This is a genomic window from Halanaerobium salsuginis, from assembly GCF_900114545.1.
Lineage (GTDB): Bacteria > Bacillota > Halanaerobiia > Halanaerobiales > Halanaerobiaceae > Halanaerobium > Halanaerobium salsuginis.
Map to the genome: position 1 here is coordinate 1 of NZ_FOTI01000053.1, position 18,119 is coordinate 18,119.

The following is an 18,119-nucleotide window of genomic DNA, read 5'->3' on the forward strand; positions in this document are numbered from 1 at the left end:
GTGCTACTATTTAATTCGACAAGATGGGGTGAAGCCCTTTTTATATCATTAAAATCTTTGTTATATCAAGGCTTATTTTTATGAAATTCGCTTAAGTATTTATTTGAACTTAGTATAAATATTAATGATAAATATCCTTCTCTAAAAGAGCTTGATATGTTTAAAGATGCAACCCTTTTAACTGAGCAATATAAAATAGTAAAAGAAATTTCTTTTTATAGTGTTGAACCACTTAAACACAATGCAGCTAAGTTGAGAAGCAGTATTAAACCTTATCTTAAACCTGATTTGCCAGAAATAGAAGAAAGATTGGCTGGTCAGACAGTGGTTAAAAATAGTGTTCAGTCTCAAGTGGTAAATAGAGATGGGAAAAAGTATACTTATAAATTTTTCCCGGCTTTAGTGAGTGAAAACAGATCAGAAGAAGGTTGGAACTCTTATGTAGTTGGAATAGTTTATGATAATCAGGTGATGCAGGAAGAATTAAATAAACATCGCTATTTATTTATCATAGATTTTTTATTAATGTTAATCTTCTTTTCAGCTTTTATTGCTGTAATTAGTTATTTGCTGCATAAATTTGAGTATCAGGCTCATCACGATAAATTAACTGGCCTGGCAAATAGAAAATTACTGGAAGAAGAATTTATTAGTTTAAAAAATAAAGCTGATAAGACAAATGGTAAGTTAGTAGTTGCTTTTCTCGACATTGATAAATTTAAAGAAATTAATGATACTTTTGGTCATGCTGTTGGAGATACGGTTTTAAAGACAGTTGCGGCTCGAATGAAATATAGTTTAAAAGCAAAAGATAGCCTGGCTCGCCTGGGAGGAGACGAATTTGTTATTGTCTTATCTGAGCTTGAATCACAGGCCGATATCCTTAATATCTTACAAAGATTACTAAATAATTTAAAAGAGCCTATTTTAATAAATGAAACTAAATTTGAGATTACTTTTAGTGTTGGAGTTAGTATTTATCCGATTGGAGGAGAAAAATTTAATGATTTAATAATCAAATCGGATCTGGCAATGTATAGAGCCAAACAATCTCAGCAGGATTTTGAATTTGCTGACTGGATTTAGTTTAAAATTAAAAGCCCTCAGCTTAAGCTGAGGGCTTTTTTTATTGAATTTTAAAACGCAAAATTTTATCATCACCTGAGCGAGGATTTCCTCTGCCATCAAGATTATTAGTTAAAAAGTATAAATAGCCATCAGGTCCAGTGACAGCAGTTCTAATTCTACCATAACTAGACTCACCAGTTTTTTTTCTAAACCAATGCTCAATTTTTTCTATCTGATAATCTGGCTGACTACTATCTGCTGCTAGAGTTTTTAAATCAATTTTGACCAGTGACTGACTACCTAGAGTAGCAACAAATAAACTGTTTTGATAAAATGTCATTCCAGAAGGTGGGACAGTTTTTCTCCACATAATTAAGGGATTAGCATATTTTTGTTGATAAATTCCGGTAACAAAAGCACCTATTTTTACCGGCCAGCCAAAATTAGCACCTGATCTAACAACTTTGATTCTATCTTTAGCTCTAAGACCAGCTTCTCCACTAGGTCCATGGTCTGAAATAAAAAGTTCTTTGGTTTGAGGATGCCAGGCCAATCCTTGTGGATTACGATGACCAGAACTATAAATTGGAGAATCTGGATCTGGATTATCAGTCGGAATTTTTCCTTGAGCAGTTAAACGTAAAATTTTACCAGCTAGATTATTTTGCTGCTGAGCAAGATCTTTCTGACCGCTATCACCAGTAGTAATATAAAGCATTTGATCCGGACCAAATTCAATTCGTCCTCCAGCATGATAGTTGCCTGCAGGAATCTGATCAATAATAATTTCTTCTGTACCAGCTCTTTCTCCTAAATCTTTAAAACGAGAAACTCTATTATATAAATTACCAGTTTTACTGTGGTAAGTATACATTAAATACACATAAGGTACATCTGGAAATTCTGGATGTAATGTAATTCCCATTAAGCCATTTTCACCACCAGGATTAAGATCAAGTTTCAAATAAGCTTTTTCCTGAAGCTTTCCTGCCTTTACATGTCTAACTAATCCTTTTCTTTCTGTAAATAAAGACCGTTTAGAATCAGGTAAAAAAACTAAATCCCAGGGGACTTCCAGATTCTGCAGCCAGGTTTCAACTTCAACTCCTGGATTTTTATTAAAACTATCATTGACAGTTTGAGGATAATTACCAACTTCTATTCTAGATTGAGCCATTACGCCAGAACCAAACATTAATAAGACGAGACAGCTAATTATAGCTATATTTTTCATTTTGACCTCCTTTTTAATCCTTTTATTTAACTTGATTATAACAGAACTAATTATTATTTAGCAAAAGTTAAACTTAATTGTAAAATTTTTTACAAAAATTATTTAACATTAATTTAATTAAATGTTTACTTTCTGGTAAAGAAAAACTGATAAAATTGAATTGTCAACTTTTGCTTTGGATTGGATTAAAAATTTAATTAGATTAGAAAGGAAGCAAAAAAATGAAAATAAATAAAATAGGGGAATTTGTTTCAGCAAATAATGGCTATACTATCTCAGCTGAAGCTAAAACAAAAGACTTAGTCAATATTTTTAACGAAAATAATATCCAGAGTATTGTTGTTTTAGATGGCAGTAAAACAGCAGGCCTAGTCATGAGAGATAAACTTTTTTATCGGTTAGGCAGCCGGTTTGGTTATAATTTATATATGCAAAAAAACATTAAAGAAATAATGGATGCTAAACCTCTATTGGTAGATTATGAACAATCGATTTTTGAAGTTTCAAAATTAGCAATGATTCGTCCTCAAGCAGATGTTTATGATTCAATAATTATCAACAAAAATGGCAACTATTATTCTACGTTATCTATTAAAGATCTTTTAATAGAGGTTGCAGAAATTAAAGTAGAACAGGCTCGAAATGCTAATCCTTTAACTGGTTTGCCAGGTAATCATTCAATAGAGATTGAATTAAAAGAACTTATTAAGGAAGAAAAAATATTTTCAGTTTTGTACATAGATCTTGATAATTTTAAAGCCTATAATGACAGCTATGGCTATCAAAAAGGAGATGAAGTTATTCAGTTTACAGCTGAAGTTTTACGCAATACAGTTACTGAACTAAATGTAGATAGTTTTATTGGTCATGTAGGTGGAGATGATTTTGTTTTAATTACAGAAACTTGTTTTGATACAATTATTGCAGAAATTATTATTGAAAATTTTGATCGAGGAATTAAAAAATATCTTAAACAGTCTGATTTAAAAAATGGTTTTTTTCTTTGTTGTAACCGCAGTCATAAATTAAGTAAAATACCATTGACTTCAATTTCAATTGCAATTATTTCTAACGAATTTTTACAAATAAACAGTCATCTTGAGGTAAGTGATAGGGCCGCAGAGTTAAAGAAAAAAGTAAAAGAAAAATCCGGTAGTAATTACTTTAAAAATAGGAGGAAAGATTCAGCAAATGTTAAAGATGAATTATGTGAAAAGCTTAAACTTTAGTTATGATTATGCAGAATTACTCAAAAAGATAATTAAAGAAACAAGTTATGAAACATACTTACACAGCCAACGTTTAAAGGGACCAGCTTTTCAGTTGGGTAAATATCTTAATTTAAATAAACAGCAGCTAGATGAAGTTATTTTATTAGCTGAGCTGCATGATCTGGGGAAGATAGTTATTGATAACAATATTCTGGCTAAAAAAGGTCCGCTAAATAATGAAGAATGGGCCAGAGTAAAGGAGCATTCTCAGATGGGATTTCAGCTGGCCTATAATTCCCTAGAAATAATTAATGTAGCTCAAGGTATTTTAACTCATCATGAGTGGTGGAATGGAGAAGGTTATCCTTTTGGCATAGGGGGAGAAAGTATTCCGCTCATTGCTAGAATAATTGCTATTGTTGATGCTTATGATGTAATGAAATACGTAAGGAATTATCAACAAGCTATGAGTAAAGAAAAAATAATTGAGGAATTAATAAATTCTGCTGGGTCTCAATTTGACCCAGAACTTATTGGTTTGTTTATTGAGCTGATTTTATAACTTTAGCTTGTTTAAATTAGCAGTTATTATTTTAATGATTTAGACTATAGTTAGTTATTACAGGAGTTGATTATAATTAAAATAAATTTATTTAAAAAAATTAAATTTAAAAACTTAGCTAATAGCATAAATTTTAAATTAATTGCAGTTGTTGTTGTAATAGTTAGTATTTCATTTTTTTCTCTGGTTTATATATTAAATTTACAGATTAGTCGGGAATTAAAGGCAGAAACACATTACAGCAATCTTAAGCTTGCTGAATCACTTGCGAGAGAAGTAGATAAATTTTTAGCTGCTTCTGAAAAATCACTTAACCGAGTTGCTGCTGATTATGGTATTCGTTCTAATAACCAGGTTAGTTTAGTGGCTAAAAGAAAGTTTCAGGAAGAGTTAGAAAACTATCAGTATTTTCAGACAATGTTTTATTTAAGTAAATCAGGTAACTTTACTGTAGTTTCTAAATCTAAAACAAAAATATCTCAAGTCAAGGGAGCTCAAACCTGGTTAGATCAGGCTCAGAAAAGTCAAAAAGAAGCTTCGTTCTGGACAGCAGCACATCTTGATTTAAGTAATCAGCAATATACAATTTCATTAATTAAGCCAGTTTTTGATTATTCAAACAAATTTATTGGTATAATAGGCGCTAACTTGGATACAGTTAATTTAAGCCAGATAATTAAGTGGGAGTTAGGGAAACAAGGTTATGTCTACTTAATTGCTGGTGATGGCAAAATGATTGCTCATACTAGAACTGAATTATTGCAGCAACGGCTTTCACTGGCAGACTATCTTGATTTACAAAAATTATTTCAGACCGATAAAATAGTAAAATTTAATTATCAAAATCAATCAATGCTAGCTTCCCATAAAAATTTAGCTAGAATTCCGGGGGCAGTTATAGTACAGCTACCAGAGAAACAGGCCTATCAGTTAATTAATAAATTGAAACAGTTAATTATTGTCTCTGGTTTAGTTATTTTATTAATTTTAATTATTTTACTTTTTACTTATATTCGTTATAGTTTAGTTAAGCCTATTTTAAGCTTAGAAAAAAAGCTGCAACAGGTTGAGCAAGGAAATTTTGAAGTAGAATTTAATCTAGCGCGACAGGATGAACTGGGAGTTCTGGCAGTTGGTTTTAATAATCTTATGCAAAAATTAAGACTTTTAATTACTAATTTAGATAATTTATCAGTTGAAATAGATTTATCATCTAGTTCAATTAAACAATCAGCTCTTGAGATAACGACTTCTACAGCTGATAATCAAACAGTTTTTTCACAAGTTAAATCAGGGGCTAAATTTCAGGCAGATAATATTAATCAGGTTCATCAAAAAATAAAGAATCTGGCTAGCTATATAGCTGATTTACAGACAGCTAAACAAAATTTAACTAAAAGTTCAGCTAAGATGAATCAAAATACTGAAAAAGGTAGATTAAGCAGCAGTGATGTAAAAGAACAGATGTTGAAGATTAAAGAAAAAATTAGTCAGATTGCAGATGATATTAAAGATCTTAATATTTTATCAGAAAATATTGATGCAATTATTGATATAATTAATAGTATTTCGCAACAAACTAATCTGCTGGCTTTAAATGCGTCTATTGAAGCAGCTCGAGCTGGCCAAGCTGGTCGGGGATTTTCAGTAGTAGCAGAAGAAATTAGAGGTTTAGCAGAGGAATCAAAAAACTCAGCAGCTCAAATAGCTAATTTAATTAAACAGATTAAAAAAGGAACAGAACAGGCAAGTAAGAATATGGAATTTGGTAAATCAGAATTAAATATCGGCTTAGAAAAAGTAAGTGCAAATGCTGCTATATTTCTGCAAATAAAAAATTCACTAAACGAAGTTAATAATTCTGTTATTAAATCAGGTGAATTAGCTAAAAATATTGATCAAAATACAAAAGATATTTTAAACAATATGAATAATATAGCAGCTATTTCGCAAGAAAATACATCCCTGGCAGCAGTGGCTGAAGCTAAAGGATCACATCAGCTTGCAGAAGCGAAGGGAATTAAAGAACAATCAGAAAATCTTCAGGATATAATTGCTAAACTCCAAAATGTTCTAACTCGATTATAATTAAATTATGTAGGCTTTAAGATTAAAGAAATTAGTTTCAAATATTTTTTCTATGCAGTAATGAGAATTTATGCAGAAGAAATTGCTAAACTGGGGGGGCCTCTGTTATAATATTAACTGGTTAAACTATAAATTATTATTTAGTAAAGGATTTTGATAAGCAATGATTAAGGCAGTTATTTTTGATATGGATGGTCTTATGTTTGATACAGAAAGTTTGTCCCAGCAGATCTGGCGGCAGCTGGGAAAAGAAAATGGTTATTTTATTAGTGACAAATTATTTGATCAATTAACTGGCTCAAATCTCAATAAAACAAAAGAAATTTTTCGTAATAATTTTGGTTCTGATTTTCCTTATTTAGAACTTAGATCTAAAAAGCAGAAAATCATGCTGGCTGAAATAGAAAATAAAGGGGTCCCACTTAAACCTGGTTTAAAATCTTGCCTTAATTATTTAAAGGACAATGATTTTATACTAGCACTTGCTTCTTCCAGTCAGAAATCAGTAATCGATTTTTATTTAGAAAATGCTGATTTAGAAGTGGAATTTGATTATATTATTGGCGGTGATCAGGTTAAGCATAGTAAACCTGATCCAGAAATATTTGAGCAGTGTAGAACAGAGATTGCAGTTCCAGCAGCTGAAACTATAATTTTAGAAGACTCTTTAAATGGAGTTAAAGCAGCTGTAGCAGCAGGAATTAAGGTTATCTTAGTGCCGGACCTTGTTAAAATTCCAGCAGAGGTAGAAGCTTTGACTTTTGCTACTCTAAGTAATTTAACAGAATTGGCTCCGTTATTAGATGATTTTAATCATTTAAGCTAAAAATTATGTGCTTATTTAGTTAACTCTTTGGCTGATTTATACTAACTAAAACTTTAACTTAGTAGTTAGAATCTGAATAATTTGAAAATAATTTTACTGCTTGACTTCTTAAAAAGCATCTGTTAAGATGAAGACATAAAATTGAAAATTTAATTTGTACCTCATATAATAGTGGGAATATGGCTCACAAGTCTCTACCGAATTACCGTAAATAATTCGACTATGGGGGAAGTGTACCTAGGTTTCCGCAGTTATTTCACAAGTTTGAACTCTCTGTTCAGCTGTATATGTTTATACAGTGGTGAAAGTTAAGCTGGCTGGTTCGAGCGGTACAGATATTTACATATCACACCGAAGGGATAAAAGCCCAGGCGGGGAGGTTCTACTCATATTAGGTAGAGTCTCCCTACCTGGGCTTATTTTTTTAACTATATTTTTCTAACTTAAGGATACACTAATCCAGACCTAAATAGGTCACAAATTTAGTACATTAGGAGTGATTGGATGAATGTTCTTCTCATTGGGAGCGGAGGTCGGGAAAATGCTCTTGCCTGGAAACTATCGACGAGTGAAAAAATTGATGAACTTTATATCGCGGCTGGTAATCCAGGAACAGCTCAGTTTGGAACTAATCTAGACTTTGCTGAAGATAATCGGACTGCTCTACTTGAATTTGCTTTAAAAGAAAAAATTGAACTAACTATTGTTGGTCCCGAGGCACCACTGGCAGCTGGTATAGTTGATTTGTTTCAGGCACATGGCTTACAAGTATTTGGACCTAATCAAGAGGCAGCTCAACTAGAAAGCTCAAAGGCTTTTGCTAAAAATTTGATGCAAAAATACAACATACCGACAGCAGAGTATGCCAGTTTTACTGAAGTTGAACCAGCAATTGCTTATATAAAAAAAATGGGAGCTCCCATAGTTGTAAAAGCTTCTGGTCTGGCAGCTGGTAAAGGTGTTATTGTAGCTCAGACTGAAACTGAAGCAATTACAGCAGTAGAAACTATTATGTTAACTGATAGATTTGGTCAGGCTGGAAATGAAATAATTATTGAAGAATTTCTAACTGGAGAAGAAGCAACTATTCTGGCCTTTTGTGATGGTAAAACAATTATTCCTATGCTAGCTTCTCAGGATCACAAGGCAGCTTTTGATGGAGATCAAGGTCCTAATACTGGCGGAATGGGGGCATATGCTCCTGCCCCTGTAGTTGATCAAAACATTTTTAATCATTTTAAACAAGAAGTAATGGTGCCAACTCTGCAGGCACTTCAGGCAGAAAATATTGATTTTAAAGGAGTTATTTATTTTGGTTTAATGATTAAGGATGAGCAGATTAAAGTACTTGAATATAATGTTCGTTTTGGTGATCCAGAAGCCCAAGTTATTTTGCCGCTGTTGGAAAGTGATTTAGTAGAAATTATGGAAGCTGTTTTATCGCAAAAACTGGCCGAAATAGATATAAAGTGGTCAAAAAATAAGGCGCTTTGTGTAGTTATGTCATCTGGTGGCTATCCAGCAGAATATGAAAAAGGTAAGCAAATTACAGGAATTAAAGCGGCAGCAGAAGATTTACTTGTTTTTCAAGCTGGTACAGCAATTAAAGATAACGAGCTTGTAACTGCTGGCGGACGAGTATTGGCGGTTACTGCTCTGGGAGCGACTTTTGATGAAGTTATTAAACGGGCCTATCAAGGAGTTGAAAAAATAAATTTTGCTGGTGCACAAATGAGAACAGATATTGGTCAAAAAGCACTAACTAAACAATAACTATATTATTAAATTTTTGCAGGAGGTTTAAATTTTGCCAGTAAAAGATAAGAGCAAACAAAAAATAGGAATTATTGGAGGCGGACAGCTGGGCAAGATGATGATTCTGGCTGCTAAGGCAATGGGTTTTTATGTAACTATCCTTGATCCTACTCCAGATTGTCCAGCCGCCAGTATTGCCGATCAGCATCTAAAAGCAGATTTTAGTGATCAGGCAGCAATTAAGAAATTGGCTGCAAAATCAGACTTAATTACTTATGAATTTGAACATATTGAAGTTGAAGTTTTAAAAGAGTTAGAAGCTGCAGGTTATAAAATTTATCCAACTGCTCGCAGTTTAGAAATCATTCAGAATAAATATCATCAAAAAACAGTACTTAAACAAGCCCAGATACCTGTTCCTGATTTCATAAAAATAGCCAGTTTAGCTGATCTTAAAACTGCTGCAATTAAATTTGGTTATCCTTTAATGCTAAAAAGCTGCCGGGGTGGTTATGATGGTAAGGGAAATTATTTAATAAAAGCAGCTTCTGAACTAGAAACTGCTTTTGCAGAATTAGGAGCAGGTGGTAAACAGCTGCTGGCGGAAAAATATATTCCCTTTCAGAAGGAAATTTCAGTGATTGCTGCTCGTGGTCAAGGAGGAGAAATGGTAGTTTATCCAATTGCTGAAAATGAGCATCAGAATAATATTCTGCTAACTACCAGGGTGCCAGCTGCCCTGCCAGATCAGTTAAAGTATAGTGCAGAGCAGTTGGCCCGGGAAGTGCTAGAAATTTTTGCAGGAGTAGGAATCTTCTGTATAGAAATGTTTGTAACTGACTCAGCCCAGCTTTTAATTAATGAGATTGCTCCTCGCCCTCATAATTCTGGTCATTATAGTATTGAAGGCTGTTATACTTCGCAATTTGAGCAGCATATAAGAGCAATTGCTGGTTTGCCACTGGGTAATCCTGAATTAATTAGACCAACAGTAATGTGTAACATTTTAGGTAGTGGTCAGCAGGGAGCAGCAGAAGTAATTGGTCTGCAGGAAGCTTTAAAATTAGCTAATGTTAAAGTACATATTTATCAGAAAAAAATCTCTCGTCCAGGTAGAAAAATGGGACATCTGACTGCAACAGCTTCTAATTTATCAGAAGCAGCTCATCAGGCCAGTCAGGCAGAAAAAGTTATTATGATTAGAGGAAAGGAAGATAGCCAATGAAAGCAAAAGTTGGAGTTATAATGGGTAGTGATTCTGATCTGCCAGTAATGAAAGCAGCAGCAGATTTGCTAACTGAATTTGAAGTAGAATATGAATTAACTATTGTTTCTGCTCATAGAACTCCCGAAAGACTCTATCAATATGGTAGTGAAGCAGAAGCAAAAGGTTTAGAAATAATTATTGCAGGTGCTGGTGGAGCAGCTCATTTGCCTGGTATGATAGCAGCAGTATCAAATCTGCCGGTGATTGGAGTTCCAGTTAAAACATCAAAATTAAGTGGAGTTGATTCTCTTTATTCTATTGTGCAGATGCCACCAGGTGTTCCAGTGGCTACAGTAGCTATTAATGGAGCTAAAAATGCAGCTCTACTGGCAGTTCAAATTCTGGCCCGTCAGGATGCCAGTTTAAATAAAAAGCAGCAGGACTATCGAAAAAAAATGAAAGCAAGTGTTTTAAAAACAGCTGCTGAAGTAGAAAAATTAGGTTATCAAGCTTATCTGGAGAGGAGCAATAAATTTGCCAAATAGAGATATTTTTGCTAATATTAGCCCGCTTGATCATCGTTATGCTAGAAATGAAGCCCAATTTACTGAACTAGAAAAATATCTTTCCGAAAATGCAACTATTAAGTACCAGGCTCAGGTAGAGTTAGCTCTGGTAAAAGTACTGGCTAAACGTGGAATAGCACCAGCTAAATCTGTGGCTGAAGTTGAAGCTGCAATCGCAAGCTTAACTACAGCTGAAGTTTATGCAGAAGAAAGTAAAACCCGCCATAATATTAGGGCTCTTGTCAATTGTATTCAGGCAAAAGTAAGTCCCGCAACCCGTCCTTATATTCATTTTACTGCTACTTCCTATGATATTGTTGATACAGCTAACTCACTTCGCTATCAAAAAGCAACTCAAAACTTGATTTTACCCTATTTAAAAAAATTACAGCAAAGTTGGGCTCAAATTTCCCTACGCGAAAAAGACCAAATTCAGATTGGTCGTACCCATGGTCAGCATGCAGTTCCTGTTACTTTTGGTTTTACAATGGCTGAATATGTAAGTCGTTTGGGAGAAAGAATAGAAACTATTTCGGTTCAGGCAGAAAAGCTAATAGGTAAATTTGCTGGTGCAGTTGGGGCTTATAATGCTAGCAGTATTTTTTTTGAAGATCCAGAAGAATTTGAGGCAGAAGTATTGGCTGAGCTTGGCCTAAAGCCAGGAGAACACTCTACTCAGATCATTGCTGCCGAACCACTAACTGATTTTTTACATAGTTTAGTATCTACTTTTAGTGTGCTGGCAGCTTTTGCTGATGATATGCGGCAGCTGCAGCGTTCAGAAATTGCTGAGATAGGTGAGTATTTTGCTGCTGAGCAAGTTGGTTCTTCAACAATGCCTCATAAACGTAATCCGATTAATTATGAAAATGTAAAAAGTCTCTGGAAAGCCTTTATGCCCAGAATGATTACAGTCTATCTAGATCAGCTTTCAGAACACCAACGTGATCTAACTAACTCTGCGTCATCTCGTTTTATTCCAGAATTAATAACCGCTTTAATTTCTGCAGCTGCAAGGCTGACTAAAGTTAGTTCAAGAATGGTTGTTGATCGGGAAAATTTGGCTAAAAACTTTGCGCAGAATAAGCAGATGATAGTTGCTGAACCACTTTATATTCTGTTGGCTGCCCATGGACATCCTGATGCTCACGAAGCAGTGAGAAAATTAACTCTTAAGGCTCAAAAAACAGATTTAAGCCTGGAAGAACTTGTGGAAGAAACTACCGAGCTAAGAGACTATTGGCAGCAATTTAGTCAAAAACAGCAGCAGTTGATTTTGAAACCAGAAAAATATACTGGGATTGCAGCTCAAAAAACAGAAAAAATAGTTAAGCGCTGGCAGCAGAAATTTAATTATGATTTAAAATTGGAGGGTTAAGTAAATGGAAAAATTAGCTATGCTTTATGAAGGAAAGGCTAAGCAGATGTTTAAGACGGCTAGAAAAGAAGAGTTAATAGTTCATTTTAAAGATGATGCAACAGCTTTTAATGGCGAGAAAAAAGGACAGATTGTAGATAAAGGAATTATTAATAATAAAATAACTAATTTCTTTTTAAAAATGCTAAACCAGGCGGGAATTCCAACTCATTTAATTAAAGAATTAGCTGCTAGAGAAACTCTGGTCAAAGCAGTCGAAATTATTCCTTTAGAAGTAGTTGTGCGTAATACTGCAGCTGGCAGTTTAGCTAAAAGACTTGGCCTGCCAGAAGGAACTAAGCTGGAGCGGACAGTAATCGAATTTTATTATAAAAATGATGAATTAGGAGATCCCTTAATTAATCAATCCCATATTGAATTGTTAGAACTTGCTACTCCAGCTGAAATTGCTACTTTAACTAAGCTGGCCAGTAAAATAAATCAGATTTTAAGTACTTTTTTAGCAGCTAGACAAGTAGACTTAATTGATTTTAAACTTGAATTTGGTAAAACTTCAGCTGGTGAAATCATTTTAGCAGATGAGATTACCCCTGATACCTGCCGCTTCTGGGATATTGAAAGCAGAGAAAAACTTGATAAAGATAGATTTAGGCGTGATTTAGGAGGAGTAGAAGCTGCTTATCGCGAAATGTATAAAAGAATAACCGGCCAAAAATGGCAGTAGATATTTTAAAAAACAGCTTTGAATTAAAAATGAGGGAGGAAAGTTGATGCAGTTAAGTAATAAATTTTCTGCTAGTAATTTAAGTCATAATACCATTCAGACTAATTCTTCGACGGCAGTTTCAAAGCAAAGCCAATCGGCTGATTTAGATTTAACAGCTGACAAAATGACCGAAGAATGTGGTGTGTTTGGTATTTATAATCCTGAGGCAGGAACTGAAGCAGCCGAGATGACTTATCTCGGGTTGATTGCCCTACAACACAGGGGACAAGAAAGTGCTGGTATTTGTGCTAATAATCAGGGACAGTTTAACATTCATAAAGGAATGGGACTGGTAGAAAATGTTTTTAGTCAGGAAACTATTGCAGGTTTAGCTGGCGAAATGGCAATTGGTCATGTTCGCTATTCAACAAGTGGTTCCAGTAAGTTGGCTAATGCTCAACCAATTTTAATTAATAGTATTAAAGGTGATCTTGCTCTGGCTCATAATGGTAATCTGGCTAATGCTGCTGAATTACGTCATAATTTGGAGAACAATGGTTCTATTTTTCATTCTACTCTGGATACTGAAGTTATTGCTCATCTGGTAGCAAGATCTTTCGAAGATAATATAATTGAGGCTTTAGTTCAGAGTTTACACCAGCTTAAAGGTGGATTTAGCTTGCTGGCAATGGTTAAAGATAGCTTAGTTGCTATTAGAGATCCCCGGGGATTTCGCCCGCTTGCTCTCGGTAAGCTGGGTTCAGCTTATGTAGTTGCTTCCGAAAGCTGTGCTTTTGATATTATTGGAGCAGAGTTTATTCGCAATGTTGAGCCTGGTGAAATGATAATTATTGATCAGGATGGTTTAACAAGTAGTAAATATAGTAGTGAAAGCAAAACCAGCCTCTGTGTGTTTGAATATATTTATTTTGCCCGGCCTGACAGTAATATTGATGGTCAGAATGTTTTGCTAGCTCGTAAAGAGATGGGTAAACAATTGGCCCGCGAAATGGATGTAGAAGCTGACTTAGTAGTTCCAGTACCAGATTCAGGTATAGCAGCAGCCCTTGGTTTTGCTGAAGAATCGGGAATTCCTTATGCTCAGGGTATTTTACGTAATCGTTATATGGGGCGTACTTTTATTCAACCAACTCAGCAGATTAGAGACTTAAAAGTCAGACTTAAATTATCACCAATTAAAGAAATTATTGCAGGTAAAAGAATTATTTTAATTGATGATTCAATTGTCCGGGGAACAACTAGTAAACAAATAATTGCCAGAATTAAAGAGGCCGGGGCCAGTGAAGTCCATGTTGCCATTTCTTCACCGCCAGTTAAATATCCTTGTTATTTTGGTCTTGATACTTCCCGGCGTAAAGAATTAATTGCCAGCAGTAATACAGTTGCAGAGATTGGTAAAACTATTGGGGCTGATAGTCTGCATTATCTTTCCCAGCGTGGTATGCTGGCTGCAATTAAAATTAATCATGATTTGGGATTCTGTCAAGCTTGTTTTGACGGTGATTATCCTATCTCAGATCGTTATTTAAATGAGGAGGAATAAAATGGGGCTTGACTATAAAAAAGCTGGCGTGGATATTGACGCTGGAGCAGAAGCAGTTGAATTAATTAAAGCAGATGTTGAATCAACTTTTGGTCCTGAAGTAATGACTGGTTTAGGAAGCTTTGGTGCTTTATTTAAATTAGACTGGAAACAATATCAAAACCCTGTCCTTGTTTCAGGAACAGATGGAGTAGGAACTAAACTTAAACTTGCTTTTGAGTTAGACTGCCATGAGACAATTGGGATTGATTTAGTTGCTATGTCAGTTAATGACATTCTAGCTCAGGGAGCCAGGCCGCTTTTTTTTCTAGATTATCTGGCAACTGCTAAACTGGAGCCAGTCAAAATGGCTAAAGTTGTTAAAGGTATTGCGGCTGGTTGTCGAGAAGCTGGTGCAGCTCTTGTTGGGGGAGAAACTGCTGAGATGGCTGGTTTTTATCAACCAGGAGAATATGATCTAGCTGGTTTTGCTGTTGGTGTAGTAGAGGCAGATCAGATAATTACTGGCACTGAAATAAAAGCAGGTGATCTGCTGATTGGTTTAAAATCATCTGGCCTACATAGTAATGGATTTACGCTGGCCCGGGCTGCTTTATTTGCAAAAGCAGGTTATAGTTATCAGGATCAGCTACCTGAATTAGAAAATAATTTAGGTAAAGAATTATTACGTCCGACCAGAATTTATGTTAAAACAGTACTTAAATTATTAGATAAATTTAAAATTAAAGGTCTTGCTCATATCACTGGTGGTGGTTTAAAAGAAAATGTTCCCCGTGTATTGCCGCCGGGATTACAGGCAGTAATCAATCAGCAGAGCTGGCAGCCTGCGCCCATTTTTTCATTAATTCAGCAGGCTGGTGAAATTAATTTTACAGAAATGTATAGAACTTTTAATATGGGAATTGGTATGGTAATAATTATTAAAGCAGCAGATTGTCAAGCTGTTTTAAATGAGCTGTCAGCAGTAGGAGAAGAAGCTGCTATCATAGGAGAAATAAAGACTGATGCCAGTGGAGGTTGTGTAATAAAGTAGATACTTTTATTAATCATAAGAGGGTGGAAGAGTGTTTAAAATAGCTATTTTTGCTTCAGGCAGAGGTTCAAATTTTGCTGCAATTGTCAATCAGATTAAATCTGGTCAAATTAAAGCCCAGATAAGTCTTTTAATTAGTGATAAAGAAGATGCTCCTGTTTTAAATAGGCCAGAAGCAGAAGGAATTGAAAGTTTATTTATTGATCCAGCATCTTTTAATAATCAAACAGCTTATGAAAACTATCTAATTAAACTGCTCCAGAAAGCAGAGATTGATTTAATAGTTTTAGCTGGTTATATGCGTATTTTGTCACCTGTTTTTGTTAGTCAGTTTAAAAATAAGATAATTAACATTCATCCTGCGTTACTGCCAGCTTTTAAGGGTTTACATGCTCAACAGCAGGCAGTTGACTATGGAGTTAAATATAGTGGCTGTACAGTTCATTTTGTTGACCAGGGCATGGATACTGGTCCGATTATTTTACAGGCTGTTGTAGAAGTAAAAGCAGATGATAGTGCAGCTGATCTAGCAGCGAGAATTTTAGTAGAGGAACATAGAATTTATCCAGCAGCAGTTAAATTTCTGACTGAAAATAGAATAAAAATAACTGGTCGTAAAGTGAAAATTATAAAGGAGGAAGAAAATCTTGGCTAAAATAAAACGTGCTTTGCTAAGTGTTTCTAATAAAGAAGGTATAGTAGAATTTGCCCGGGGTCTGGTAAAACTTGGTGTAGAAGTTATTTCAACAGGTGGAACAGCTGCTTTACTAGCTGATGCAGGGATTCAAGTAACAGAAATTAGTCAGGTAACCAATTTTCCCGAAATGATGGATGGTCGAGTTAAAACACTACATCCAGCTGTGCATGCTGGTATTCTAGCAGTACGATCTAATGAAAAACATTTAACAGAGCTAGATGATCAGAAAATAAAAACGATAGACTTAGTTGTATGTAATCTTTATCCTTTTGCTGAAACAGTAGCTAAAGAAAATGTAACACTTGCTGAAGCAATTGAAAATATTGATATCGGTGGTCCTACCATGATTCGCTCAGCTGCTAAAAATAATCAGGATGTAGCAGTAGTAGTTGATCCTGCCGATTACAAAAATATTCTTGCTGAGCTGCAGGCAGGACAGGGTAGCTTAACTGAAACAGCAACATTACGCTTAGCTTATAAGGCTTTTCAGCATACAGCTGAATATGATCAGCGAATCGAGCATTATCTAGCTGATATAGTTTTAACTGAATCAGAAAAGTTAGAATTACCAGCTACTTTACTGGATAGATATGATAAAAAAATGGACCTTCGTTATGGTGAAAACCCTCATCAAAAAGCAGCTTTTTATCTTGAAAGTGAGAGCAATGAACCATCAATTGCAACTGCAGAACAGCTTTATGGTAAAGCACTATCTTATAATAATATTAATGACAGTAATGGGGCTCTAGAACTAGTTAAAGAATTTACTGAAAGGCCAGCTGTAGCAGTGACTAAGCATGCTAATCCCTGTGGAATGGCAGTAGCTGATACAGTTAAAGAAGCTTTTCGAAGAGCTCATCTTGGAGATCCTCTTTCGGCTTATGGTTCAATAGTTGCTTTTAATCGTGAAGTTGGTGCAGCAACAGCAAAAGAGGTTGCAACTGAAGATAAATTTGTCGAAGTAATTATTGCTCCAGATTATACAGCAGAAGCGCTCAAGATTTTAGAAGAACGCTGGCAAAATATCAGGATTTTAAAAACAGGTGAAATTTATATTAATTATGATAAGCCAGGCTATAGTATGAAAAAAGTAACTGGAGGACTGCTGGTTCAGGAAAGAGATTTAGCAGTTACAACTGCCGCTGACCTGGAAGTAGTAACTGAACAGCAGCCAACTGAAGCGCAGTTAAAAGATCTTTTATTTGCCTGGAAAGTGGTTAAACACGTTAAATCAAATGCAATTGTAATGGCTAAAGATGAAATGATTGTTGGTGTTGGAGCAGGACAGATGAGCCGCGTTGATGCAATGATAATTGCTGGTCGTAAAGCAGAACAACGTCAGCAGGGAGGAGTTGTTGCTTCAGATGCATTTTTCCCTTTTCCTGATGCAATCGAAAAAGCAGCTGAGCTGGGAATTAAAGCTGTAATCCAGCCCGGTGGATCAATCCGGGATGAAAAAGTTATTGCAGCCTGTAATGATTTGGGGATAGCAATGGTCTTTACTGGTAAAAGGCATTTTCGTCATTAAAAACATTTTATAAACTAATGATCAATAAAAAATTACAAAATATTTTTAGCCAGCAGAGTGATTGTATTTATCTGCTGGTTATTTTTATTCCATTTTTAGTAAATCTAATCTATTTTTAATTAGTTTTTAATTTAATTTTCAGACTAATTTTTTATAATATGTAATTAGGTAAAGTTTTTTAAAAAATAAACGCTGGTTTAGCTTGAAATACTTTATAAGATTTATTTATCTCAACTAAAAGACTGAGCCGATTAAACCAGCAATATTCTGTAGAAAAGGAGGGATAAATGTTTAGCTTTTAGTAATTTATCTAGTATTGGGTTAGAAATGTCTTTTAATTATTTTATTAGATTAAGATTATTATTTAGCACTTAGTTACAAAGTAATGTACAATAAGTTGTGTAAATTAAATATCGATATTTTTTTAAAATAAAAAAAGAGGAATCCTTCTTTAAGTGGTTGAATATATTTATCGACGAAAATAAAAAATCAAACCACTAGGAGGACTCCTCATGAAAAGTATACCTGAAAAACCCAACAATGGTCAAGTGAATTTTGATGACATGATTAATGATTTGATCAAAAATTTTCTCGAAAAATTGCTTAAGTCTGAATTAACCGAATTTCTAAATTACGATAAATATGAAGTTACTGGTAAAAACTCTGGCAACAACCGCAATGGTAATTATTCTCGTA

General features: G+C 34.5%; 16 protein-coding genes and 1 riboswitch. Of the genes, 15 read left to right on the forward strand and 1 reads right to left on the reverse strand.

Annotated elements, in window-relative coordinates; all coding sequences use genetic code 11:
• The first annotated feature begins 156 nt into the window (after nucleotides 1–156).
• Complete coding sequence (locus BMZ74_RS12665; RefSeq protein WP_089862585.1) at nucleotides 157–1,086, forward strand: GGDEF domain-containing protein; 930 nt, start codon at nucleotides 157–159, stop codon at nucleotides 1,084–1,086.
• 40 nt (nucleotides 1,087–1,126) lie between these two features.
• Here the strand turns inward: BMZ74_RS12665 and BMZ74_RS12670 are convergent, their stop codons facing one another.
• Nucleotides 1,127–2,302 (reverse strand): PQQ-dependent sugar dehydrogenase, encoded by a 1,176-nt coding sequence (locus tag BMZ74_RS12670; RefSeq protein ID WP_089862586.1) that lies wholly within the window; start codon nucleotides 2,300–2,302, stop codon nucleotides 1,127–1,129.
• A 221-nt stretch (nucleotides 2,303–2,523) separates the two neighbouring features.
• Between BMZ74_RS12670 and BMZ74_RS12675 the strand changes: the two genes are divergently transcribed.
• From BMZ74_RS12675 to BMZ74_RS14640, 14 genes are all read left to right on the forward strand, one after another.
• On the forward strand, nucleotides 2,524–3,531 hold the full coding sequence (locus BMZ74_RS12675; RefSeq protein WP_089862587.1) for a GGDEF domain-containing protein: 1,008 nt from the start codon (nucleotides 2,524–2,526) through the stop codon (nucleotides 3,529–3,531).
• The gene (locus tag BMZ74_RS12680; RefSeq protein WP_089862588.1) at nucleotides 3,494–4,075 is read left to right on the forward strand and encodes an HD-GYP domain-containing protein; all 582 of its coding nucleotides are present in this window, start codon (nucleotides 3,494–3,496) and stop codon (nucleotides 4,073–4,075) included. The genes BMZ74_RS12675 and BMZ74_RS12680 overlap by 38 nt, the downstream gene beginning before the upstream one ends.
• Nucleotides 4,076–4,141: 66 nt before the next feature.
• Complete coding sequence (locus BMZ74_RS12685) at nucleotides 4,142–6,163, forward strand: methyl-accepting chemotaxis protein (RefSeq protein ID WP_089862589.1); 2,022 nt, start codon at nucleotides 4,142–4,144, stop codon at nucleotides 6,161–6,163.
• Nucleotides 6,164–6,326: 163 nt separating this feature from the next.
• Complete coding sequence (locus BMZ74_RS12690) at nucleotides 6,327–6,989, forward strand: HAD family hydrolase (protein WP_089862590.1); 663 nt, start codon at nucleotides 6,327–6,329, stop codon at nucleotides 6,987–6,989.
• A gap of 141 nt (nucleotides 6,990–7,130) precedes the next feature.
• Nucleotides 7,131–7,232: riboswitch (purine riboswitch) on the forward strand.
• Nucleotides 7,233–7,493: 261 nt separating this feature from the next.
• The gene (gene purD, locus BMZ74_RS12695) at nucleotides 7,494–8,762 is read left to right on the forward strand and encodes a phosphoribosylamine--glycine ligase (RefSeq protein ID WP_089862591.1); all 1,269 of its coding nucleotides are present in this window, start codon (nucleotides 7,494–7,496) and stop codon (nucleotides 8,760–8,762) included.
• A 34-nt stretch (nucleotides 8,763–8,796) separates the two neighbouring features.
• A complete protein-coding gene (locus BMZ74_RS12700) occupies nucleotides 8,797–9,969 on the forward strand; it encodes a 5-(carboxyamino)imidazole ribonucleotide synthase (protein ID WP_089862592.1) in 1,173 nt (390 codons plus the stop codon).
• A complete protein-coding gene (gene purE, locus BMZ74_RS12705) occupies nucleotides 9,966–10,496 on the forward strand; it encodes a 5-(carboxyamino)imidazole ribonucleotide mutase (RefSeq protein ID WP_089862593.1) in 531 nt (176 codons plus the stop codon). Before BMZ74_RS12700 ends, purE begins: the two co-directional genes overlap by 4 nt.
• Nucleotides 10,486–11,895 (forward strand): lyase family protein, encoded by a 1,410-nt coding sequence (locus tag BMZ74_RS12710; RefSeq protein ID WP_089862594.1) that lies wholly within the window; start codon nucleotides 10,486–10,488, stop codon nucleotides 11,893–11,895. Before purE ends, BMZ74_RS12710 begins: the two co-directional genes overlap by 11 nt.
• 4 nt (nucleotides 11,896–11,899) lie before the next feature.
• Complete coding sequence (purC, locus tag BMZ74_RS12715) at nucleotides 11,900–12,619, forward strand: phosphoribosylaminoimidazolesuccinocarboxamide synthase (RefSeq protein ID WP_089862595.1); 720 nt, start codon at nucleotides 11,900–11,902, stop codon at nucleotides 12,617–12,619.
• 46 nt (nucleotides 12,620–12,665) lie between these two features.
• Nucleotides 12,666–14,165, forward strand: coding sequence for an amidophosphoribosyltransferase (gene purF / locus BMZ74_RS12720; RefSeq protein WP_089862596.1), 1,500 nt, complete (start codon nucleotides 12,666–12,668; stop codon nucleotides 14,163–14,165).
• Between the two features lies 1 nt (nucleotide 14,166).
• Nucleotides 14,167–15,198 carry a phosphoribosylformylglycinamidine cyclo-ligase gene (purM, locus tag BMZ74_RS12725; RefSeq protein WP_089862597.1) on the forward strand — a complete coding sequence of 344 codons (1,032 nt, stop codon included), beginning with the start codon at nucleotides 14,167–14,169 and terminating at the stop codon, nucleotides 15,196–15,198.
• 31 nt (nucleotides 15,199–15,229) lie between these two features.
• The gene (gene purN, locus BMZ74_RS12730) at nucleotides 15,230–15,853 is read left to right on the forward strand and encodes a phosphoribosylglycinamide formyltransferase (protein ID WP_089862598.1); all 624 of its coding nucleotides are present in this window, start codon (nucleotides 15,230–15,232) and stop codon (nucleotides 15,851–15,853) included.
• The gene (gene purH / locus BMZ74_RS12735) at nucleotides 15,846–17,423 is read left to right on the forward strand and encodes a bifunctional phosphoribosylaminoimidazolecarboxamide formyltransferase/IMP cyclohydrolase (RefSeq protein WP_089862599.1); all 1,578 of its coding nucleotides are present in this window, start codon (nucleotides 15,846–15,848) and stop codon (nucleotides 17,421–17,423) included. The genes purN and purH overlap by 8 nt, the downstream gene beginning before the upstream one ends.
• 563 nt (nucleotides 17,424–17,986) lie before the next feature.
• Nucleotides 17,987–18,119: transposase (locus tag BMZ74_RS14640; RefSeq protein ID WP_245750890.1), on the forward strand; the 133-nt coding region annotated here is incomplete at its 3' end.